This window comes from Streptomyces sp. NPDC030814 (assembly GCF_055572155.1).
On sequence record NZ_JBVIDX010000049.1, the window covers coordinates 14302 to 35667 of the forward strand.

Genomic DNA, 21366 nt, shown 5'->3' on the forward strand with positions numbered 1-21366 from the left:
TACGGGCGCCGCGCCGGGACCTCGCGGGGAAGGGGTCAGAAGCCGCGGTCGAGCCATTCCTGGAGGTGCGGGGCCTCCGTACCGATCGTGGTCGTCTCCCCGTGACCGGTGTGGACGACGGTGTCGCCCGGCAGGGTCAGCAGCCGACCGCGGATGGAGTCGACGATGGTGGGGAAGTCGCTGTACGACCTGCCCGTCGCGCCCGGTCCGCCGGCGAACAGGGTGTCGCCGCTGAAGAGCGCGGTCAGGGCCGGGGCGTACAGGCAGATCGCGCCGGGGGCGTGGCCGGGCGTGTGCAGCACGGTCAGGTCGATCCCCGCCACCGGCAGGACCTGCCCGTCGGCGAGTTCATCGTCGGGCGCGCGGTCGGGGTGGGTCTGCTTCCACAGCGGCAGGTCGTCGGGGTGGAGCAGGATCGGGGCGCCCGTGCGTGCCGCGAGTTCCGGTGCGGCGTCGATGTGGTCGTTGTGGGCGTGGGTGCACACGATCGCGAGGAGGCGGCGGCCGCCGATGGCCTCGGCGATGGCGTCCGCGTCATGGGCGGCGTCGACGACGACGACCTCGTGGTCGTCGCCGACGATCCACACGTTGTTGTCGACGTCCCAGGTGCCGCCGTCCAGGCTGAACGTTCCCGAGGTGACGAGGTGTTCGATGCGGGCGGTCATCAGAGGACCACCACCGAGCGCAGCACGTCGCCGTGGTGCATCCGCTCGAAGGCCTTCTCGACGTCGTCGAGGGCGATGGTCTCGGTGACGAAGGCGTCCAGGTCGAGTCGGCCCTGGAGGTAGAGGTCGATGAGCATGGGAAAGTCCCTGCTCGGCAGGCAGTCGCCGTACCAGGACGACTTCAGCGAACCACCGCGTCCGAAGACGTCCAGCAGCGGCAGCTCCAGCTTCATCTCCGGGGTGGGCACGCCCACCAGGACGACCGTGCCGGCCAGATCACGGGCATAGAAGGCCTGCTTGTACGTCTCCGGGCGACCGACCGCCTCGATCACCACGTCCGCGCCGAAGCCGCCGGTCAGCTCACGGACGGCCTCGACGGCATCGGTGTCCCGGGAGTTGACGGTGTGGGTCGCCCCCAGCTTCCTCGCGGTCTCCAGCTTCCGTTCGTCGATGTCCACGGCGATGATCCTGGCCGCGCCCGCCAGGTTCGACCCGACGACCGCGGCGGCGCCGACCCCGCCGCAGCCGATGACGGCGACGCTGTCGCCGCGGCCGACGTTGCCGGTGTTGATGGCGGCGCCGATGCCGGCCATGACGCCGCAGCCCAGCAGACCCGCGGCCGCCGCGGACGCGGCGCGGTCGACCTTGGTGCACTGCCCCGCCGCCACCAGCGTCTTCTCCGCGAAGGCTCCGATACCCAGGGCAGGCGACAGCTCGGTGCCATCGAGCAGGGTCATCTTCTGCTTGGCGTTGTGGGTGCCGAAGCAGTACCAGGGCCGCCCACGCCGGCAGGCCCGGCACTGCCCGCACACGGCACGCCAGTTGAGGATCACGAAGTCACCGGGGGCCACATCGGTGACCCCCTCCCCCACCGACTCCACCACACCGGCGGCCTCATGCCCCAACAGGAAGGGGAAGTCGTCGTTGATGCCGCCCTCGCGGTAGTGCAGATCGGTGTGGCAGACCCCGCACGCCTCGATCTTCACCAGCGCCTCACCCGGGCCCGGGTCGGGCACGACGATCGTTTCCAGGCTGACGGGGGCGCCCTTCCCCCGCGCGACGACAGCACGGACCTGGTGAGCCATGGTCACTCCTCGGCTGGTACAAGACTTGGGACTGATGTTGCTTATGGCGGTACACAACGCATGTTCCGCAACACAGCATCGGGGAGGGCGGACCGGGGGTCAAGGCGTTGACCTAGGGTTTCCGCGAGGGCCCGCCGGGGACCCGCCGACCATGACCGATCGCCCCCTCTCGCACCGGCCGCAGCCGTCGCTCCGGCGGACCGCCACCGCGGTCGAAGCCGGTTTCCGTCTGCTGGCCCGGCTGCGCGGCGCTCCGGCCGTGCACCCGCTCGGGCTGACGTGCGCGGCGGAGCTGGAGGTCGTGGACGACGGGGGTGGGCCCTGGGGCGTCCCCTGGCTGGACTCGGCCGTGCGGTACCCGGCCACGGTCCGCCTCTCCCGTGCGGCCGGCCTGCCCGGGCGGCTGCCCGACGGGCTGGGGCTCGCCGTCCGTGTCGCGCGGGCCGACGGCCCCGATCAGCCCCTCGACCTGCTGCTCACCAGCAGCGGCCGGGGCCGCTTCGCCCGGCACGTCCCCCTGCCGCGCGCCGACGCGCTGGGCGGTCCGTACTCCAGCCTCGTCGCCTACCGGGTCGCCGGCACGCCCCGCGTCCTGGCCGCCTTCCCCCATCCCACCGGGCAGGGTCCGGTGCACGGCGACCCGGTGAGTCTGCGCGATGCCCCTGGCCGAGGCGCCGTTGGTCTTCGACCTGCGCGCCGGCACAACCGGCCACCGTTGGCGGACCTTCGCCGTCCTGATGGTGCGCGCCCCGCTGCCCGTGCCGCACGAGGAGGCCCTCGGCTTCGACCCGTACCTCCGCGACGCCCGCGGCTTCACTCCCGGCCGTCGCCTGGCCCTGTCCCGGCGCGCGGCGTACCGGGGCTCATGGAAGGGACGCGGAGCCTGACCCTCAGGACGCCGCAGTCGATACCGGGAGCGACAACGTCCCAGGCCGCGAACGTGGCACTGGGCCCGGTCGCCGCCCTCGTGGACCGCACCGAGGACGCGATCCGCCAGGCCATGGGCAAGGACGGCTGAACGACACTGCGCGCTCCCACCGAGCCCCGTGACCGCTGCGGCCGGGGCGCCGGCACGGCAACTGTCGCCGACGGCCGCCTCGGGAGTCGGCGAGGGCGTGGGGCACGAGGACTCATGGGACGGGGGCGGCGCAAGGGCCGGTCACCGACTCCCTGAGGTCCGGAGTGGCGCAGGGGCTGACGCGGACTCCTGGTCCGGAGTGGCCGGGGAGGCGGTGACGGTCTCTAATGGTGGAGGGAGCGACGGCGACGGGAGGACGGCTGGCGTAGTTGACCTGGGCTTTGCCCGGTCGGTGGACCCGTCGGCGACCGGTGACGGCGGCGGCGCTCTCCCGGCCGCACCGGTCCTCGCGACCGTGACGCAAAACGGTTCCTCCGGCAGTGCCCGGTGTTCCGGAACGGCATGGCGCGGGGCGCCGCCGGGCACACATGGGTCGGGTTTGCGGTGAAGCGGCTGGGCACTCGGACCGTCCCAGAAGCAAGCGCCTGAGTTGAGGTGATCAACCCGCGGGACGGGTGTCGGCCACGGTCCCTCGCGAGCCGGTCACGGCAGCGAGCCGAGCAGAGGGCGACTGATGACGACGATCGGCCTGGAAGAGGAATACCTGCTGGTCGACCCTGTCACGGGCCTACCGGTCCCCTATGCCGAGAAGGTTCGCCTGTCGGCGTGTCTGGCGCACCTGGCGGACGAAGACGAGGTGCACTACGAGCTCCTCCAGTCGCAGGTCGAGGTGACCACCCCGGTGTGTCACACCCTGGATGAGATAGGCGGCCACCTGCTGCGGCTGCGGCACGCCGTGGGCGCAGCCGCCGAGGAGCACGGCTGCCGTATCGCCGCGGCTGCGACACCCCCGCTGCGCGACGGGCGTTCCATGGCCGTCACCGACCAGACCCGTTATCGGGCGATGCTCGCGCAGGCACCGCAGTTGGTGGAGGAGCAACTGGTCAACGGCATGCATGTGCATGTGGGCGTACCCAGCCGCGAGGTCGGCGTCGAGGTGCTGAACCGGCTGCGCGTCTGGCTCCCGACGCTGACCGCGATGTCGGCGAACTCCCCGCTGTGGGACGGCCACGACACCGGCTTCGCCAGCTGGCGCACGGTCGTCTTCAGCCGCTGGCCGGTCAGTGGTATGCCGCCCTCCTTCCTGGACGCGGCCGACTACGACCGCCGGCTGCACCAGTTGGTGGAGAGCGGCCTGATCTCAGACACCGGCCAGGTGTACTGGCAGGCCCGCCTCTCGGAGCGCTACCCGACCATCGAGGTGCGCTGCCCCGACGTACAGCTGCGCGCGGACGACGCGGTGATGTTCGCCGGGATCGTCCGGGCCCTGGTCGAGACCGCCCGCTCCGAGGCAGCCGCCGGCACTCCCCCGCCCGACTGCGCGCCGGAACTCCTGGAGGCGGCCATGTGGTATGCCGCCCGCCATGGCCTGAGCGACACCCTGATCGGCCCCGACGGTCTGCGGCACCGGGCCGGTGACGTGCTGTGCCGGCTCCTGCGCCACGTCGCCCCGGCGCTCGACGCGTCCGGCGACACCAGGGAGGTCACGAGCCTGGTCCACCGACTGCTCCGGAGCGGCACCGGAGCGGACCGACAGCGGACCGCCCTCGCGACGGGCGGCCCGAGGGCGGCCATCGAGCTGATCACCACGGAGAGCACGCTCCCCTGACCCGGCAACGATGTCACCCTGCCTCTCCGCGTCGCGAGCACCCTGTGCTCCTCCCGGCCGTCGGCGCCGGTCGCCCAGGGCGAGGACCGAGCCGACCTGCGGGCGTGCCGGACGGGTGATGGCGTCGGGGAGCAACCGTGAACCGCGGTGGTCCCGGTCGACGGGCCAGGGCCCTCCTCCGCCGCGTGGTCGCCCCTGGCGACGCCGGAGGTCCGCATGGCCCCGCCGTGCGGACGCCCCGTGTCCGCCGGTCTCGGCCGCCCGCGGGCTGATCACCAGCGAGGCGGCGGAGGGCAGCCGGCCCGGCAGCGGATCGCTCCCCGCGGTCTCACCGGCGTCCACGGTCACGGGCGGCTTTGCGCCGAACCTCGGCTGTCGGCTGCCGCCCGCGCCAGGACCCGTCGCCTCGATGAGCGGACCGAGCGTGCGAGTGCACAGCGCCAGGAGCACGCCCGCCGTCGCGACGGCGATGATCTTTCGCCGTCGCCGTGCCCCGACGCACAGGGCACGACCGACCGTCCACCCACTCCGGGTGACAACTGTCGGCAGCGGCATCGGAGTCGGGCTGCGACGCTCCCCTACCTCGTGGCGCCGGAACCGCCTTCGGGCGTCGGCGGGTGGCCCGGCGGCTCGTCGCGGGCAACGGAGACCCGGCCGCCCGATCGGGTCTGCGGGGTCAGTTCCACCTGCACCTGATGGGTGGTCTGGCGGTCCACGGAACCGCCGAGTTCCGCTGTCACCACACCGATGCGCACCCCACCGCGGCCCGAGCCGGCCTGGTGGACCTGCACGGTGAACGTCAGGCTCACCTTGTCGACGCTGAAACCGAGGGACCGGCCCTGCGCCTCGTCCCGGGCGCGCTCCAGCTCGCCCCTGATCTGGCGGATCACCTCGGTCAAGCCCACGAACCCCGGCCCATCGGTCAACTCGCACCCCCCGCAAACACGTTGATCCCTGTCGCACCAGTATGCGCCGGGACGTGACGCTCGTATAGTTGTGGTATGGCGGACGACGGGGGAGTCGTTGATGGTTCGTCACTCGAGACACCCGGCTGGGCGGTGCGCATCCGCCGGGCGGACGGAAGGATCGCGGGCGCCGGCATTCTGCTGAGCCCCGGCCATGTGCTCACCTGCGCCCATGTGGTGGAGGACAGGCAGGCGCGGTTCGCCGCGGAGTTCGTCGGGGCGGCGCCCGGTCTCACGGTGCCCTCGGTCGCCGCGTGGGTCGACGGGGACGCGTATGTGCCCAACACCAGGGACGCCGACGGAGATCCCAGCGGCGATGTGGCACTGCTGCGCCTCGAACAGCCGAGACCCATGGCGGAGACGACTCTGCTGCACCGGCTGTCCGCGCCGAACCGCGCGGTCCAGATGTACGGCTTCCCGTACGACCACAACGGCGGCATCTGGTTCCGGGCCAGCATCGTCGGCGGCTGCGGACGGGACGGGCAGGTCCAGCTGAGCCCGACGAGCCCCGGCGAGCTCGCCAGTCCGGGATGCAGCGGCTCGGGCGTGATGGACACCCTGACCGGCAAGGTCATCGGGATGGTCCTCAGCGGGATCACCGACCAGCACGGCAACCTGTTCTCCTTCATGAGCCCGGCCGAGACCATCGTGCGGCATCTGCCCCGAGTCCGAAGGTGGACCCGGGGCAGGACGGCCGTCGACGACCGGCTGAGAACCACCCAGCAGGACACCGACGAGGCGCTGCTCGACGAGCCGTTCGCACAACGCCTCGCCGACTGGCTCCAGGACGACGGACAGCAGGTCAAGATCAGCCTGGTCCCCGCCGACGACGAGGTCCGGGGCGCCACGCTGCGCCGCGCCATCACCCTCGCCGACCGGGAGTTGCGCACCGCGGCGTCCGTCGGCCGCGCCTCCCTCGACCCGCCGGGCACCGTCCCGTCGGCCGGCGGCCACGACCTGGCCGTGGACGCGGCCGGGCTGACCTCCGCGGAGATCGGGGAGCGGATCGCCGAGCGCATGGGACTGTGGCAGCACCCGGCAGACCCGGTCGCGGAGCGGATCAGAGCCGCTGACGTCACCCTCACCCTGGTCGTCGTCGGGGTCGACGAGGCCATGGATCCACCCGCGCTGCTGGAGCTGTTGGCGGCCCTGCGGGCCAGGGGCAACCGCCTCCTCCTGGTCTTCCGCACCGCCGACGCCGTCTACCAGCGCGCCCGGCAGGAACTGGTCATCGATCCGGAACGGGAACGCCGCGCACGTCTCGTGGGACGGCTGGAGGAGATCACCGGACCGCTCGCACGCGCCCTCCACGAGGGCATGGCCTCCGTACGGGCCGAGGAGGTGCGCCCCGCCGACTCGGATCTGGTGCGGGCGCACGCCGCGCTCGCCGCGCTCAGGCTCGCGCAGGGCACCGCCGACGACGGGCGCCCGCACCCGGAGCTGGCCCGGTACGAGCGGTTCGCCCAGCGGGTGGCCGCCCGGCTGACCAGGACCATCCGCGCCCTCGACGCGCTGCGCGACCGCCGGGACGAACTGGACGGCAGGCTGCGCGGCTACCACGACCTGCATCTGAACTCCGTACGAGGCAACGAGGAGGACCTGACCTTGGACGCTCTTCGTCTGCGCGCGCACGAACTGCTGCGGGCCAGGCCGTGCGACGTCAAGGCCGCCGAAGCCGCCGTCGAGGCCTACACCCGCCGCGTCGACCACCGGGCCCCGAAGGGACGGGGACACGGGGGTGCCTCCACGTCATGACCTCCTTACCGGTGCCGTGCCCGAGATCCGACTGCCCGGGCGGCCACATCATGGTGACCGGCTTCTGCGACACCTGCCACCGACGGCCCCCCGACCAGGCCCGGGCGACCCCGGCCCGGCCGGCCCCCGAACCCGAACCCGGGAAACGGGCCGGCCGGCCCGTCCGACCGGCCGCCGCCGAGACGCTCGACAACGACGGGCTGGTGATCCTCCCGGAGGTCCCGGCCCCCGATCCGTCCGAGGCCGCGGCCACCGTCGCCGCCCCGCCCACCGGCGGCCGGCGCTGCGGCGTCGACAACTGCGCCGGGACCATCGGTGTCGCCTTCCCCGGCGGTCCCGCCCTGGCCCACGGCTACTGCCCCCAGTGCGGCCGGGCCTACTCCTTCGAGCCGAAACTGCGCCCCGGTGACCGGGTCGGCGACCACTACAGGGTGCTCGGCTTCCTCGCGGTGGGCGGCCTCGGCTGGGTCTATCTGGCGGAGGACACCCGGGTGCCGGACCTCCATGTCGTCCTCAAGGGGCTGATCAACACCGGGGACGCCGTCGCCCGGCGGTCGGCCGTCGAGGAGCGCCGCTCGCTGACCACGCTCCACCACCGGGACATCGTGCGCATCGTCACCCACGTGCGGCACCAGGAGCCGGGCGAGGCGGAACCCACCGGGTACATCGTGATGGAGTACGTCGGGGGACGCTCGCTCGACTGGATCCGCCGGGCCTCCGACGCGGAACTCGCGGACCTCTTCGGCGGCTCCTTCGGCATCGGCCATGTGATCACCTACGGCTGCAAGATCCTCGGAGCGCTGGAGTACCTGCACCACCAGGGCCTGTTGTACTGCGACATGAAGCCCGAGAACGTCATCCACTACGGGCGCGACATCAAGGTCATCGACCTCGGAGCGATCCGGCGGACCGACGACCGGTCCTCCACGCTCGTCTACACCTCGGGCTACGCGCCGCCGAAGCAGGAACGCGACCAGCGCGGCTTCCACATCGACACCGACCTCTTCACCGTCGGCCGGACGCTGGAGACCCTGGCCGCGCGCGCCGAGCCCGCCGCGGGGCTCGCGGCCCGCTCCTTCGACGCGCTGATCAGACGGGCCACCCACGCCGAGCCGGCGGCACGCTTCACCTCCGCGGCGGAGATGTCCCGTCAGCTGTGGGAGGTGCTGCGCGAGCACCAGGCGCTCAGCGGGCACGCGCCGTACCCGGAGCGCTCCACCCGGTTCGAGCCGACGGCCGCCGTGTTCGGCGCGGCGCTCGGCACGGTGCCGTCGCTGGACCACTGGACCCGTCGTTCCGGACCGGACGGGCCGGAACTGCCGGTCGGAGCGCCGGATCCCGAGGACGTCGCGCGGTCGCTGCCCGTGCCGATCCCCGACCCCGGGGACCCCGCCGCCGTGCTGCTCGGCGGTCTCGTCTCCGGCAGCCCCGAGCGCATCGCGGAGCGCGCCGAACGGGACACGGCGCTCGGCACGGTCGAGACCGCGTGGTGGCTGTGCCGCGCCTACCTCGCCGCTGGGGAAGCGGACCGGGCCGGGCGGTGGCTCGACCGGGCCCGCGAGCGGAGCGGGCCGTACGACTGGCGGAGCTGCTGGCACCAGGGCCTGCTGTGGCTGACGAGTGGTCAGGTACAGCGGGCCGAGGCCGAGTTCGCGGCCTCCTACGCCGCGCTGCCCGGGGAGTCGGCGCCGAAGCTGGCGCTGGGGTTCTGCGCGGAGTACCGCTCGGCAGCCGAGCACCGGACCGAGGCGTACTACGAGGCCGTCTGGCGGCGGGACCGCACGCAGGGCAGCGCGGCCTTCGGGCTCGCCCGGCTGCATCTGCGGCGGGGGGACCGGGCGCGGGCGGTGGCGGTGCTGGACGAGGTGCCGACGACGTCACGGCACTACGACGCCGCGCGCATCGCCGCGATCCGGGTGCTCACCGGCCGGCTGGCGGGATCGGGGCCCACGGTGGACGAGTTGGCCGACGCGGACCGGCGGCTGGCGCGGCTGGCGGGCCCGGCGCAGCACCTCGTGGGCAGCGCGGCCTGGGACCGGCTGGTCACCGAGGTCCGCGAGAACGCGTTCGCCTGCCGTCCGCCCGGCGGCTGGGGGCCGCGCTTCCCTGCCGGTGAGGTGTTCGGGCCGCTGGACACCCGCAGGGCGTTGAGCACCCGGCTGTCGGGCTCACTGAGAAGACTCGCGGACCAGGCCGGCAGCGCCGTCGAGCGCGGTGAGCTGCTCGACCTGGCGTACGCGGTGCTCCCGGAGCCGACCCGCCTGCGGGAGCTGCTGCGGGGCCGGCGGCGGACGGCATGAAGGGGTGGGGCCCGCGGCCGGGACGCCGGCGGGCCGTGAACGGGCCGGGCGGGCCGACGGCCCGCGGACGAGGGCGAGGAGCACGGGCACCGTGGACACAGGGGCATCCGTGAACGAGCACGCGAGGGACGAGCGAACGGCGGGCGGCGAGGCCTCGGGGACCACTTCCGTGGGCCTCGACATCAGCCAGTGGAAGTACCTGTCCCGTGAGGCGCGGGAACCGCAGATGCACGCCATCCTGACCGTCGAGGCCGGCGGCACGCGGAGCGGCGGCGGCGCGGGGCCCGTGCTGGCGCAGGTCCTGGCCGTGGACTGCTCCGGTTCGATGGCGTATCCGCAGGAGAAACTGCGCGCGGCCCACCAGGCGGCCGTGGCGGCGCTGCGACTGCTGCCGGACGGCACGCCCTTCGCGGTGGTCCGGGGCACCCAGTCAGCGAACATGGTCTATCCGACGACGGCGACCATGGCGCGGGCGAACGCCCGGCATCGCGCGCGGGCGGAGCGTGCCGTGCTGAACCTGGTGGCCGGGGGCGGCACCTGCATCGGCAGCTGGCTCGACCTGTCCCGCCGGTTGCTGGTCGAGGCGGACGCCCCCATCGGCCATGTCCTGCTGCTGACCGACGGCAAGAACCAGCACGACGAGCTGATGCCGTTGTCGGACGTCCTGGAGGCGTGCGCGGGACGGTTCGTGTGCGACGCCTGGGGCATCGGCGACGGCTGGGACGGCCGGGAACTGCTGCGTATCACCAGCCGGCTGCACGGCACTAGCTCGTCGGTGCGGGAAGAGGCGTCCCTGCCCCAGGAGTACGAGCGGCTGATGCGCCGTCTGCTCGCGAAGAGCATCCCCGAGCTGGTGATCTCGGTGACCCCGACGGCCGGTGCCGAGGTGCGCTCCCTCAAGCAGGTCTTCCCGACCGAGGTGGAGCTGGATCCCGTGAGCACGGACGGCGACGGAGCCCTGCGGTTCGTCACGCGGGCGTGGGGCGACGAGACCCGCCGGTACCAGCTGTCCCTGTCCGCCGACCCCGCCGGAATGCCCCGGGGCGAGGACCTGCAGCTCGCGGTCGTCGCCCTGGAAGTGCCCGGCGGCCGTGGTGTGGAGGTGGCTCCGGCCCTGCCGTGCGTGGTGCACTGGACCGACGACGTGGCCCTGTCCGGGCAGAGCGACATCCAGGTCGAGCACTTCGAGCAGCACCAGCGGCTCGGCGAGGCCGTCGCGGCGGCCACGGACGCCCACCGCAACGGGCGGCGTGATGTGGCGCAGCAGCAGCTGGGCCGGGCCGTGCAACTCGCCCGCGCCATCGGCGCCGACCAGGCGCTCGACCGGCTGGAGCGGCTGGTGGAGATCCTCGACGCGCAGGCGGGGCGGGTCAGGCTCCGTCCCGGTGTGGCGGCCGTCGACTTCGAGCATCTGATCACCGCCAGCAGCCACAGCACGTACGGCCCCGATTCGGGTTCCACCGACGCCGTGTTCGTCGGCGACCCGGTCGCGGCCACCGTGCAGTGCCCGTCCTGCCGGGAACGGACGCCTGCGACGGCGCGTTTCTGTCCGCTGTGCGGTCACGACCTCCGGGAGCGGGCGTGAACACCACCGGGCGCGATCTGCTCCGCAGGCTGTGGCTGCTGTTGTCCCTCGGGGCGGCCTCCACCCTGGTGCTCTTCACCGCCTATCGGGGCGTGCACGACGACACGGTGCCGCTGGCGTCGTCGAGTGCGCCGGGGATCCTGGCCGTGGACACCGCGAGGAACGCCGTGCAGCGGGCGCACGCGGCCGTCGACGGGAGCGCGCCGGCCGCGGATGCGACGGGTGACTTCCACACCCAGATATCGGTCGCCCATCAGAGCATCGCCGCCGCGGCCTCGGAGAACGTCGCCGGACCCGCGGACCGTCACACCCTGAAGACGATCACCGGGTTGATCACGGTCTACTCGGCCTGGGTGGAGCTGGCGGGACGGGAGGAGGACGCGTCGCTGCGCGCGGCCTTCCTGCACTACGCGGAGCTGGGCCGGGACGACATCGTCGAGCGCCTCGACGAACTGCGGGACCGGCAGCTGGCGGTCGCCCGGGAACAGGCGTCGTTCCCCTGGCCGCTGTGGCTGGGCTGGGGCACGGTGGCGGTGCTGTGCCTCGCGCTGTGCGGGGCGCTGGTGGAGGCGCAGTGGTTCGCGCGGCGTCGTTTCCGTACCGCCGTGCAGCCGTGGCTGCTCGCCGCCACCGTCCTGTGGGCGGGGTGGGTGGCGGTCCTCGGCTGGTTCACGCTCCGGGCGCACCGGGCGATGGGTGACTCCCTCGTCGAGCTGCGCGGGGGCCGGTCCGCGGACGAGATCCCCGAGGCCGGGGCGAACGTGGAGCGGTACATGGCGGACGCCGCTTTCTGGGCGTCGCTGTCCGGTTGGGTCCTCGTCGGAGGGGTTGTCCTGATGGTGTTGACGGTGTCGGGGCTGGGGCCACGCATCTCCGAGTACCGGTTCAGGGTGCCCCGATGAGCCGCCCGCGGACCCGGACGCTCGTCGCCGTCGGTGTGTGTCTGGTGCTGCTCGCCACGGTGGTCGCCGTCGTGCGCCTGACGCAGGGCTGGAGGGGGTCGGTCACGGTCCTCGCCAACTGGAGCGGCGCCGAGCGGCAGCAGTTCGAGCGGGCCGTGCGGCCGTTCGAGGAGGAGCACCGCATCGACGTCGTGTACCAGGGCAGTTCCGCCCTGAGCCAGGTGCTGGCGGCCGATCTGGCGGCCGGTACGCAACCCGACGTGGCGCTGCTGCCGGGGCCGGGCGAGCTGACGGCCTACGCGGCCGAGGGCAGACTGGAGCCGCTGGACGGCCTGTTCGAGCCAGGTGCCTATGACGGGGTATGGGTGCCGAAGGTGGCGGGCGGGGACGGCCGGGAGCGCACGTACTGGCTGCCGGTGAAGACCGGGCTGAAGAGCATGGTGTGGCATGCGGGCGACCTGTCGAAGGACGGGATCGGACGCGCCGCCGGTGAGCCGGGCCGCTGGTGCATGGGCATGGAGTCGGGCGCCACCTCGGGCTGGCCGGGTACCGACTGGGTGGAGGACATCCTGCTGCAGCAGTCCGGCCCGGAGGTCTACGAGCAGTGGGCGAACAGCCGCCTCCCGTGGACGGACCCTCGGGTACGGAAGGCCTGGCGGACCTGGGGCGAGATGGTGGGCGCGGGCGACCGGTCCCGAGTCGGCCGTCTGCTCCGGGACAACTTCGGCCGGGACTGCCCCCGACGGAACCTGGAGCATCTGGGCTCGTTCCGCGACCGTCACTGGAAGCCTCTGGCGGGTGACTTCGTCCACTCCGCCGAGGTGATCCCGGGCGCGCGTGAGGACGCCGACCACTGGGAGGTGTCCGGTGACCTCGCGGCCATGCTGAACGCGACGGACGAGGCCAGGAAGCTGATCCGTTTCCTGGCCGACCCCGGCACCCGGCTGCCGGACTTCACCGCCCATCGGAAGGCCCACACGACGGACGGTCACGAGGACGCGCCGAGGCGGCGGATCGGCGCGATCCTTCGTGGAGCTGAGCGGCGCCTGTGCTGGGACGCCTCGGACACCATGCCCCCGGCACTGCGCGACGCGTTCCACGAGGCGGTCCTGCGATTCCTGGTCGCACCCGACGCACTGGACGCCCGGCTGCGGGAGCTGCAAGCCCTGAGCGACGACCGCCGCCCCACCCTGCCGGTGTGCGGCGGCGGTTGACGAGGCGGTCGCCGGGTCCCCGGCTCACAGGGGCGCCGCGAACACACCGGAAGCTCATGCCCTCCCCGTGGTGTTGTTCCTCGGCGGTGAGGCGGGGCTCGGCGGCGGGGACGAGCGCCGGGCCGGATACCGGGACACTGCGCGCGCGGCGTCGAGCACATAGAGGAGTTGGACACCACCGGGACCTGCACACGTTCCTCGGGCCATGTCCGTACCCGGGACGCGTTGCGCCACGGGCCGGGGTTCGGCGCGGCGTTCGCCGCCTCCGACATGGTCGCGCTGGGCGCGCTCGCCGCGGTCCGCGAGGCCACCCTCGACGTTCCGGGCGGTGTGTCCGTCGTGGGCTTCGACGACGTGCCGTTCGCCACCGACCTGACACGGCCCCTCACCACGGTCCGTGTGCCGCAGGAGGAGCTGGGCCGTACCGCCGTATGTCTCGGCCGCGAGGACTCCGTCGCCGGCGACGACCACGTGGTCCTGGGGAACGCAGCGGGTCATCCGGCAGTCGGTGCGCCGGGTGGACTGGTAGCGGCGCCCCGGCCTTCCCACCGCCGGACTCCCCGACGCCCGCCCGCCTGGTCCGGGTCGGATCAGGGCGTGGTGGCGAGCAGCGAGGTGAGCGTCTCGGTGAAGGCGTTCGCCGACTGCTCGGCGTGCTCACGTATCCGCGCGGCCACGGCGTCGGCGCCACCGCCTTCCACGAGACGGACGAGCCGGTCGAGGCGCCGCTCCTGGCCCTCGCGGGTGTCGGGAAGGGTGGTCAGGTAGAAGTCCGCCGCGTCGTAGGCCATGTGGAACACATGCTTCTTCACGTCGCTCAGCGTCAGATAGTCGTCGTGGGTCGTCGGCACCGGCTCGGGAGCGCCCACGCACACGACCGGGGTGCCGGCGCCCCAGGCGTTGACCGCCAGGTGGTAGGTGTCCGTGATGACCAGTCGGTAGCGGGGCAGGACCCGCACCAGGTCGCCGAAGGTGTGCTCACCGGGCCGCTGCGCGATGTGGCCGGCGCGCGTGGGGATGTCCCGGTCGAACCAGGGCAGCCATTCGAGCGGGGCGCCGAGGCGGTCCGCCAGGGACCCGCAGAAGTCCGGCAGCCAGGCGGGGATCTCGGTGCGCGCGCCGAGGAACACGCCGATCGCGCCGCCGTCCGGGAGGTCCTGGGACCAGGGCGTGGCCGGGAGATGGTCGAGGTCGCCCGGGCGGGACAGCAGCGCCGCGTCCGCCCCGAAGTGCTCGGTGGTCCGTTCGCCGCGGAAGCGCGCGATCCTGGCCGCCGAGAGCGGCTCACGCATCCAGATCCGGTGGCTGCGGGTCACCAGCCGTGAGAACAGCGGACCGTATTCCTTGTCCTCGTAGTCGGACTGTGTGTTGTGCAGGATCGTCCCGCCGTAGCTGAGGGTGCGTGCGAGGAGTTCGTCCGGCTGGTCCGCGAGCAGCAGCGTGCGGTTCAGCAGCAGCCGAGCCGCGTCAGGGTCCTTCGCGATGCCGAAGTCCAGCAGACGGTTCGTCGCGTCCTGCGCCAGATAGTGCCGCGTGTGCAGGAAGTCACCCCAGAAGACGACCGCGTCATGGTCGCGCAGTTCGCCGACGTGCCCGGCCAGCGGACGGAAGCGGAACGGGAACTCGGTGCCCTGCGCGCACGCCCGCGGTTCCACCGTCTCCGGCGGGTGCAGGGTGTACCAGGTGGCGTCGACGGGGTCGGCCATCCGCCGCCGGAGGGACTCGAAAGCCAGGTCGACGGTGACCATGCCCGTGTTGCGGTACCCGATGTTCGGCGCGGTGATGACGGCAACGCGTGCCATGTGCTCGTTTTCCCCTTCGCCGTTGCCGGCGCCGTCGTGGTCAGAAACGGATCATGTGCCAACGTACACGTCCGCGCCGGGCCGACCGCGACCGGCCCCGCCGCCCGGCCGCGCCAACCGTCCTGCCTGAGTGGGGACTTGGCGGCGCACCGGACCGACGGGCACCCATGCGTGGGGGGGGCGGGACCCGTCCGCTCCTCAGACCGCGGGGTCGAACCAAGCGGGCGCGTCGGACAGGGCCTGCTTGATCCGGAGCAGCGCGAACTCGTTCACGTCGGGCAGGGCGTCCAGGGAGTACCAGCCGACCTCCAGCGACTCGTCGTCGTTGACCCGTGCCTCTCCCCCGACGGCACGGCACCGGAACGTGGTGTCCATGTACTGGCAGACGTCCCCGTTGTCGTACAGCACCGGGTCCAGTGCCTGGACCAGGACGATCCGTTCGGCCACGCACCGGACCGCCGTCTCCTCGTAGACCTCGCGTACGGCACAGGCGGCGGGCTGTTCCCCTGGCTCCGGGATGCCGCCGATGAGCGACCACCGCCCGTTGTCCGACCGGCGGTTGAGCAGCACTCTGCCCTCGTCGTCGAAGACGACGGCGGTGACCCCGGGGAGCCAGAGGAGCTGATGACCGGCGGAGACGCGGAGTGTGCGGATGAATTCAGGGGTAGCCATGGAGCCGACCCTAACGGGCCGTCTCCCTCACCCCGGCGCTTAACGGACGCGCACGTGAGGCGTACGGCTACACGCCACCGGCGCGCCTCCCGCGCACACCGGCCCCGAGCGCCCAGCCGAGCCCACCCGCCGCAACCAGCACCAGAAGCATCTCGGGCATGGTGCCGAGCTGGGTGGCGGGCGTCTTCGAGGTGCGCAGCGGCACCTTCTGGACCAGCGAGTCCGCGACGAACATCCCGGTCTTCTGCGTGATCCTCCCGTCGGGCATGATGATCGCGCTGACGCCGCTGGTCACCGGCACCGTGACGGTGCGGCTGTGCTCGACCGCGCGGACCCGGGACATGGCGAGCTGCTGGTAGGTCATCTCGCTGCGGTCGAAGGTGGCGTTGTTGCTCGGCACGGAGATCAGCTGCGCGCCGTCGGTGACCTCGGAGCGCACCGCCCAGTCGAAGGCCGCCTCGTAGCAGGTGACGAGGCCGACCTCGGCGCCGGCCATGGTGAACACGCCGGGCTCGGTTCCCCGGCTGAAGTCCTTGCGGACCATGGACGTCCACTCGCTGTTGATGGCGCCGATGAGCGACCTGAGGGGCAGATACTCGCCGAACGGCTGGATCTGCCGCTTGTCGTAGGTGTCGGTGGGGCCCTTCTCCGGGTCCCAGAGAATCTGCTCGTTGTAGAGCTTGCCGTCCCGCTCGACCACACCGCCGACGGAGACGGGCGCGCCGATGGCGGTGGCCGCCTGCTCGATGACGGCGCGGGCGTCGTCGTTGGCGAAGGGGTCGATGTCGGAGGAGTTCTCCGGCCAGAGCACGAGGTCCGGCTGCTCCGCCTTGCCGGCCTTGACCTCGGCGGCGAGACGCTCGGTCTCCTTGGCGTGGTAGTCGAGGACGGCTCGGCGCTGTGCGTTGAAGTCGAGCCCGAGCCGCGGGACGTTGCCCTGGATGACCGCGACGGTCGCGGTGCCGTCCTCGGCCTTGTCGCTGACGAGGCCGCGCGAGGCGAGGGCGCCGGCCACGGGGACGGCCACGCTCAGCGCCGCCACCGCGGCGGTCCCCCGGCGGAGGGCCGCACCGGTGCGCCGCCCCTCGACGATCAGCCGGACGACCTCGAACAGTCCGAAGCCGGACAGGACGACCGCGAACCCGAGCACCGGCGTGCCGCCCAGCGCGGCGAGCGGCAGGAAGACGCCGTCCGCCTGGCCGAAGGCGATCTTGCCCCAGGGGAAACCGTTGAAGGGGGCACGCGCGCGTGCGGCCTCGCCGGCGATCCACAGGGCGGCGGCCCAGAGGGGCCAGCCGGGAAGCTTCGAGACGACGGCGGTGCCCGCGCCGACCAGCGCCACGAACACCGCTTCGATGGCGACGAGCGCGAGCCACGGCCCGGGGCCGACCTCCACACCGGTCCAGACGAGCAGCGGCAGCAGGAAGCCGAGGCCGAAGAGGTAACCGAGGCCGAGTCCCGCCTTCCAGCCGCGCCCGCGCAGCACCCAGCCGAAGCCCGCGAAGGCAGGCAGGGCCAGCCACCACAGGGTCCGGGGCGGGAAGCTGACGTAGAGCAGCACTCCGCAGAGCGCCGCGGCGGCGGCCGGGAGGAGCCGACGGGCCCATCGGGACGCGCGGGAAACGGGCGCGGCCTGGGGTTCGAGCTGTTCCGGCTCGTCTACGGGAGTCGCGGTGACGGTCACTTGGGGAGTGTACGGCGGGCGACCCCCGCGCTGACAGCGCGGTCCCCCGGCCCCGGTGAGGGATCGCCGCGCATCTGCCGCATCGTTTCTGCGCATCTCATCCACAAATCCGCACATCACCCGTTACGGTGTGCCCGAGCCTCTGACGTGCGGCCGAACACGGTTGAGCGGTCGGGGCCGGCACAGTCGGGGGGCGGTTTGGGGTCCACGGGGACGGAGCCTGCGGCCGGAGCGTCGGCCGCGTCCGACCGACGGAACGTTTCGGATGTCACGGGCGTGATCATGCTCGGGGCGTGTGCGGCCTGGTCGCTGGTCACTGCGGCGGCTCGGGGCGGCCGCCCCGAAGGGGTGCTGCTGGCGGTGCTCGCGGTGTCGGCCGGTTATGCGGCGGGCCGCATCTGTGGTGCCCTGCTGCCGGTCGTGGCACCGGGGGCGGGGGCGCTTGCCGGTCTCGGACTGGCGGTCACCGCGCCGCACACCACAGCGGGCTCACCGCTCGTCTCGCCGCTCGGGCACACCGGCGCGACGGCCGCGCTGCTGGTGCTGTCGGCGGGCGCCGCCTGCTGTGCGGCCTGGGCTGCCCGCGCCCCGGGCCTGCGGTTCGCCCTGCGCCTGCTCGCCGCCGGCGTCGCGGTGACGGCCGGCGTGCTCGGCTCGACCACCGGTGCCGTCGCGTGCACGGGGGTGCTGCTCTGTTCGCTCGCCGCGGCCCGGATGCCCCGGGGCCCGGGGCTCGCGGGGCTGGCCTTCGTCACCGCCCTGGTGACGGCGACGACCTGGGCGACGGCCGAGGACGCGCTGCCGTCGGGGCTGACCGACTCGCTGGAGGGCCGGCTCACCCCGCACCGCGTCCTGCTGTGGCACGACGCCCTCGGCATGGCCCGTGCCGAACCGCTGCTGGGTACCGGCCCCGGCCGCTTCGGCGAACTCAGTCCGACGGTCGCCCAGGCGCTGCCGGCCGACGACAAGCCGCACTCGGCGCCGCTCCAGCTGGCGGCCGAGCAGGGAATCATCGGCGTCGCCCTGCTGGCCACGGTGTTCGGCTGGGTCCTGTACGTCCTGTGGCGGACCCCGCGGGCCACTCCGGTCGCGCTCACCGCGGGGGCGGCGCTCACCGCGCTGGCCGCGATCGCCACGGTCGGCAACGCGCTGAGCTTCACGACGGTGACGGCGGGCGCGGCTCTGCTCGCGGGGATGGCGACGGCACGGCCCCTCGCGGAGGAGGAGGGGCCTGGCATGGGCGGAGCGGACCGCGACGCGGCCGGCCGGTAGGCCGAGCACGACGCTCGCGGCCGACCTGCCCGGACGGCGTCAGCGTGCGGCGCCGGACGCCTTGGGGCTGAGCCGTGCCCGGATGACGCGTACGGCCGTCTCCGCGTGATCGACGGTGATGGTGAACGTGTGTCCGTCCCGCAGGCGCAGCACCACGGCCTCACCTCGCCGTACGACGACGGCGGTGCCCTTCTCGGGGCGCCAGCGGTAGCCCCAGCCGCCCCACTGGTGGGGGGTGACGCGGGGGGCGAAGTCCACGTCCGTGATGTGGGAGAGGGGGATGCGGCGGCGCGGTACGCCGATGTGGCCGCAGCGCACTTCGAGGCATTCCCTGTCGACCCTCACGGACACGTGTACGAACGCGAGCGTCCCGAACAGGACGAGCAGTCCGGCCGCGATACAGCCGACGACCGACATGACGAGCGGGGCGACACCGGACGTCCACGCGGAGTCGACCGCGAGTTCGATGCCCAGCGCCATGAAGGCGGCGCCGCCGAGCGCCAGGAGCCACTGGGCACGATTGGTCGCGCGGCCGGTCCAGACCTCGGAGGTGAGGGCTTCGGGGATGCCCGGCTCGCCGCGGGGGTGGTCCCTCATGCCTATGAGCGTACTCAGGTTCCGCAGCGCAGGCACCCGGTCGCGGAACGTTACTGCTCGGGATGGGCCGCCAGCGCGGTCCCGACCGCCTGGAGCAGCTTGCCCTCCTCGTACGCGAGGGCCGGGACCGGCAGCGCGCCCTCGCGTCCGCTGAGGATGACCGTCAGACCGGCCTCGGTCCAACCCGCCTCGGGGGCCGGGAGCTCACCGATCCGGCGCAGCGCCTGGGCCGCCACCGCCCCGGCCGAGCCGTGCAGGACGAGGGGCGGATGTCCGGGCTTCTGGACGGCCGCGCGGATGCGTTCGGCCACCAGTTCGTAATGGGTGCAGCCCAGGACGACGGTCGTCACATCGTCGGGGGTGAGGGCGGCGGCCGCGGCGATCGCGGCGTCGATGGCCGCGTCGTCGGCGTGCTCGACGGCCTCGGCGAGCCCCCAGCAGGGCACCTCGGTGACCGGCACGCCGTCGGCGAATTCCTCGATCAGTCCGCGCTGGTAGGGGCTGCCGGTGGTGGCGGGCGTCGCCCAGATGGTGAACGGGCCGCCGCCGGCCGCGGCGGGCTTGATCGCCGGGACCGTGCCGATGACCGGCAGCCCGGGTTCGAGGAGCGCGCGCAGGGCGGGCAGGGCGTGCACCGACGCGGTGTTGCAGCCGACGATCAGGGCGTCCGGCCGGTGCGCGGCCGCCGCCTCGGCGACCGCGAGGGCGCGCCGCGTCAGGTCCTCCGGAGTACGCGGCCCCCAGGGCATGCCGTCGGGGTCGGACGAGATCACGAGATGCGCGTCGGGTCGCAGTCGCCGTACCGCGGCGGCGGCGGGAAGCAGACCGATACCGGAGTCCATGAGCGCGATCTTCACCCGGCCACGATAGACGATTGCCTCGGCCGGGCCGTCGTCGTGGGGCAGACTGCGAACGTGAGCGCCATCGCGTGGACCGCCGCCGGATCACTCGCCGCCTGGCTGTGGCTGCTGCTCGGCCAGGCTTTCTTCTGGCGCACGGACGTACGACTGCCGCCCCGCCGGGAGCCGGACGACTGGCCCCACGTCTGCGTCGTCGTCCCCGCGCGCGACGAGGCCGCCGTCCTGCCCGAGACCCTGCCGTCACTGCTGGCCCAGGACTACCCCGGCCGGGCCGAGGTCTTCCTGGTCGACGACGGCAGCACGGACGGCACCGGCGATCTCGCCCGCGAGTTGGCCGTACGCCACGGCGGCCTGCCGCTCACGGTCACCTCGCCCGGGGAGCCGCCTGCGGGCTGGACGGGCAAGCTGTGGGCCGTACGGCACGGGATCGGACTGGCACACGCGCATGCGCCCGAGTACCTGCTGCTGACCGACGCGGACATCGCGCACCGGCCGGACAGCCTGCGCGCGCTGGTCGCAGCGGCGCGCACCGGAGGTTTCGACCTGGTGTCGCAGATGGCGCGGCTGCGGGCCGAGAGCGTGTGGGAACGGCTCGTGGTGCCCGCGTTCGTCTACTTCTTCGCCCAGCTGTACCCGTTCCGCCGGATCGGGGTGCGCGGCTCGCGCACGGCGGCCGCGGCGGGCGGCTGTGTGCTGCTGCGGGCGGAGGCCGCCGAGCGGGCCCGGATCCCGGACGCCATCCGGCAGGCCGTCATCGACGACGTGGCCCTCGCCCGGGCGGTCAAGGGGAGCGGCGGCCGCATCTGGCTGGGGCTCGCGGAACGGGTGGACAGTGTCCGGCCCTACCGCCGGCTGCACGACCTGTGGCGGATGGTCTCCCGCAGCGCCTACGCCCAGCTGCGGCACAGCCCTCTGCTGCTCACGGGCACGGTCCTCGGTCTGCTGCTGGTCTACGGGGTGCCGCCCGCCGCGTTCGTGCTGGGGCTCGCGGCGGGTGACCTGCGGGCGGCGCTGTTCGGCGGGCTCGCCTGGGCCCTGATGACGGCGACGTACCTGCCGATGCTGCGCCACTACCGGCAGCCGCCGTGGCTCGCTCCCCTGCTGCCGTTCACCGCGGTCCTCTATCTCCTGATGACGGTTGATTCCGCCGTGCAGCACCACCGGGGGCGCGGCGCGGCCTGGAAGGGCCGCACCTACGCCCGCCCGGAGGCGCTCCCCGAGGAGAACTAGCTGTATTGCCCTGTGAGGTTGGGGACGCGGCTGGCGGGTGGTTGGCCTTTGAGCGCGGTGTGTCCGCGGTGGTGATTGTAGGTGTGCAGCC

The 21366-nt window shown here is 73.2% G+C and carries 17 protein-coding genes and 1 pseudogene; 10 read left to right on the forward strand and 8 right to left on the reverse strand.

Going from position 1 to position 21366, the window contains the following annotated elements:
• Positions 1–35 precede the first annotated feature (35 nt).
• Both ACZ43N_RS42215 and ACZ43N_RS42220 read right to left on the reverse strand, forming a co-directional pair.
• Positions 36–665, reverse strand: a complete 630-nt coding sequence (locus tag ACZ43N_RS42215) for an MBL fold metallo-hydrolase (RefSeq protein ID WP_468105134.1) — start codon at positions 663–665, stop codon at positions 36–38.
• Positions 665–1750, reverse strand: coding sequence for an S-(hydroxymethyl)mycothiol dehydrogenase (locus tag ACZ43N_RS42220; RefSeq protein ID WP_468105135.1), 1086 nt, complete (start codon positions 1748–1750; stop codon positions 665–667). Before ACZ43N_RS42220 ends, ACZ43N_RS42215 begins: the two co-directional genes overlap by 1 nt.
• Before the next feature lie 151 nt (positions 1751–1901).
• On the opposite strand from ACZ43N_RS42220, the gene ACZ43N_RS42225 reads away from it, so the two are divergent.
• Both ACZ43N_RS42225 and ACZ43N_RS42230 read left to right on the forward strand, forming a co-directional pair.
• Positions 1902–2768, forward strand: coding sequence for a hypothetical protein (locus ACZ43N_RS42225; protein WP_468105136.1), 867 nt, complete (start codon positions 1902–1904; stop codon positions 2766–2768).
• Positions 2769–3342: 574 nt separating this feature from the next.
• The gene (locus ACZ43N_RS42230; protein ID WP_468105137.1) at positions 3343–4437 is read left to right on the forward strand and encodes a carboxylate-amine ligase; all 1095 of its coding nucleotides are present in this window, start codon (positions 3343–3345) and stop codon (positions 4435–4437) included.
• Between the two features lie 578 nt (positions 4438–5015).
• On the opposite strand, the gene ACZ43N_RS42235 is transcribed toward ACZ43N_RS42230, so the two are convergent.
• Positions 5016–5342, reverse strand: coding sequence for a trypco2 family protein (locus tag ACZ43N_RS42235; RefSeq protein ID WP_468105138.1), 327 nt, complete (start codon positions 5340–5342; stop codon positions 5016–5018).
• 96 nt (positions 5343–5438) lie between these two features.
• Here ACZ43N_RS42235 and ACZ43N_RS42240 point away from each other — a divergent pair, with 96 nt between their 5' ends.
• The 6 genes and pseudogenes from ACZ43N_RS42240 to ACZ43N_RS42265 form a co-directional block, all read left to right on the forward strand.
• Positions 5439–7157: a trypsin-like serine peptidase gene (locus ACZ43N_RS42240; protein ID WP_468105139.1), complete on the forward strand. Its 1719-nt coding sequence runs from the start codon at positions 5439–5441 to the stop codon at positions 7155–7157.
• Positions 7154–9457, forward strand: coding sequence for a tetratricopeptide repeat protein (locus ACZ43N_RS42245; protein ID WP_468105140.1), 2304 nt, complete (start codon positions 7154–7156; stop codon positions 9455–9457). The genes ACZ43N_RS42240 and ACZ43N_RS42245 overlap by 4 nt, the downstream gene beginning before the upstream one ends.
• Before the next feature lie 109 nt (positions 9458–9566).
• Positions 9567–11042, forward strand: a complete 1476-nt coding sequence (locus ACZ43N_RS42250) for a VWA domain-containing protein (RefSeq protein WP_468105141.1) — start codon at positions 9567–9569, stop codon at positions 11040–11042.
• Positions 11039–11944 (forward strand): hypothetical protein, encoded by a 906-nt coding sequence (locus ACZ43N_RS42255; RefSeq protein WP_468105143.1) that lies wholly within the window; start codon positions 11039–11041, stop codon positions 11942–11944. The genes ACZ43N_RS42250 and ACZ43N_RS42255 overlap by 4 nt, the downstream gene beginning before the upstream one ends.
• Positions 11941–13158 (forward strand): ABC transporter substrate-binding protein, encoded by a 1218-nt coding sequence (locus ACZ43N_RS42260; protein WP_468105145.1) that lies wholly within the window; start codon positions 11941–11943, stop codon positions 13156–13158. Before ACZ43N_RS42255 ends, ACZ43N_RS42260 begins: the two co-directional genes overlap by 4 nt.
• 270 nt (positions 13159–13428) lie before the next feature.
• A pseudogene (locus tag ACZ43N_RS42265) lies at positions 13429–13530 on the forward strand (LacI family transcriptional regulator); the annotation flags it as partial.
• Positions 13531–13748: 218 nt separating this feature from the next.
• Here ACZ43N_RS42265 and ACZ43N_RS42270 read toward each other — a convergent pair.
• The 3 genes from ACZ43N_RS42270 to lnt form a co-directional block, all read right to left on the reverse strand.
• On the reverse strand, positions 13749–14960 hold the full coding sequence (locus ACZ43N_RS42270; RefSeq protein WP_468105147.1) for a hypothetical protein: 1212 nt from the start codon (positions 14958–14960) through the stop codon (positions 13749–13751).
• A 198-nt stretch (positions 14961–15158) separates the two neighbouring features.
• The gene (locus tag ACZ43N_RS42275; RefSeq protein ID WP_468105148.1) at positions 15159–15632 is read right to left on the reverse strand and encodes an NUDIX hydrolase; all 474 of its coding nucleotides are present in this window, start codon (positions 15630–15632) and stop codon (positions 15159–15161) included.
• Positions 15633–15699: 67 nt separating this feature from the next.
• The gene (lnt, locus tag ACZ43N_RS42280; protein WP_468105150.1) at positions 15700–17316 is read right to left on the reverse strand and encodes an apolipoprotein N-acyltransferase; all 1617 of its coding nucleotides are present in this window, start codon (positions 17314–17316) and stop codon (positions 15700–15702) included.
• 282 nt (positions 17317–17598) lie between these two features.
• Between lnt and ACZ43N_RS42285 the strand changes: the two genes are divergently transcribed.
• Entirely contained in the window at positions 17599–18588 is a 990-nt protein-coding gene (locus ACZ43N_RS42285; protein ID WP_468105158.1) for an O-antigen ligase family protein, read from the forward strand.
• A gap of 39 nt (positions 18589–18627) precedes the next feature.
• Here ACZ43N_RS42285 and ACZ43N_RS42290 read toward each other — a convergent pair whose 3' ends face one another.
• Positions 18628–19185: a PH domain-containing protein gene (locus tag ACZ43N_RS42290; RefSeq protein ID WP_468105152.1), complete on the reverse strand. Its 558-nt coding sequence runs from the start codon at positions 19183–19185 to the stop codon at positions 18628–18630.
• A 50-nt stretch (positions 19186–19235) separates the two neighbouring features.
• The gene (locus ACZ43N_RS42295; RefSeq protein ID WP_468105154.1) at positions 19236–20042 is read right to left on the reverse strand and encodes a glutamate racemase; all 807 of its coding nucleotides are present in this window, start codon (positions 20040–20042) and stop codon (positions 19236–19238) included.
• Positions 20043–20099: 57 nt separating this feature from the next.
• Here ACZ43N_RS42295 and ACZ43N_RS42300 point away from each other — a divergent pair, with 57 nt between their 5' ends.
• Positions 20100–21275: a glycosyltransferase gene (locus ACZ43N_RS42300; RefSeq protein WP_468105156.1), complete on the forward strand. Its 1176-nt coding sequence runs from the start codon at positions 20100–20102 to the stop codon at positions 21273–21275.
• Positions 21276–21366 lie beyond the last annotated feature (91 nt).

What these genes read in the sequence shown, in the direction of transcription:
- ACZ43N_RS42215 (WP_468105134.1), bottom strand. Translation starts at nt 665, where the DNA reads ATGACCGCCCGCATCGAACACCTCGTCACCTCGGGAACGTTCAGCCTG.
- ACZ43N_RS42220 (WP_468105135.1), bottom strand. Translation starts at nt 1,750, where the DNA reads ATGGCTCACCAGGTCCGTGCTGTCGTCGCGCGGGGGAAGGGCGCCCCC.
- ACZ43N_RS42225 (WP_468105136.1), top strand. Translation starts at nt 1,902, where the DNA reads ATGACCGATCGCCCCCTCTCGCACCGGCCGCAGCCGTCGCTCCGGCGG.
- ACZ43N_RS42230 (WP_468105137.1), top strand. Translation starts at nt 3,343, where the DNA reads ATGACGACGATCGGCCTGGAAGAGGAATACCTGCTGGTCGACCCTGTC.
- ACZ43N_RS42240 (WP_468105139.1), top strand. Translation starts at nt 5,439, where the DNA reads ATGGCGGACGACGGGGGAGTCGTTGATGGTTCGTCACTCGAGACACCC.
- ACZ43N_RS42245 (WP_468105140.1), top strand. Translation starts at nt 7,154, where the DNA reads ATGACCTCCTTACCGGTGCCGTGCCCGAGATCCGACTGCCCGGGCGGC.
- ACZ43N_RS42260 (WP_468105145.1), top strand. Translation starts at nt 11,941, where the DNA reads ATGAGCCGCCCGCGGACCCGGACGCTCGTCGCCGTCGGTGTGTGTCTG.
- ACZ43N_RS42270 (WP_468105147.1), bottom strand. Translation starts at nt 14,960, where the DNA reads ATGGCACGCGTTGCCGTCATCACCGCGCCGAACATCGGGTACCGCAAC.
- ACZ43N_RS42275 (WP_468105148.1), bottom strand. Translation starts at nt 15,632, where the DNA reads ATGGCTACCCCTGAATTCATCCGCACACTCCGCGTCTCCGCCGGTCAT.
- ACZ43N_RS42285 (WP_468105158.1), top strand. Translation starts at nt 17,599, where the DNA reads ATGCTCGGGGCGTGTGCGGCCTGGTCGCTGGTCACTGCGGCGGCTCGG.
- ACZ43N_RS42290 (WP_468105152.1), bottom strand. Translation starts at nt 19,185, where the DNA reads ATGAGGGACCACCCCCGCGGCGAGCCGGGCATCCCCGAAGCCCTCACC.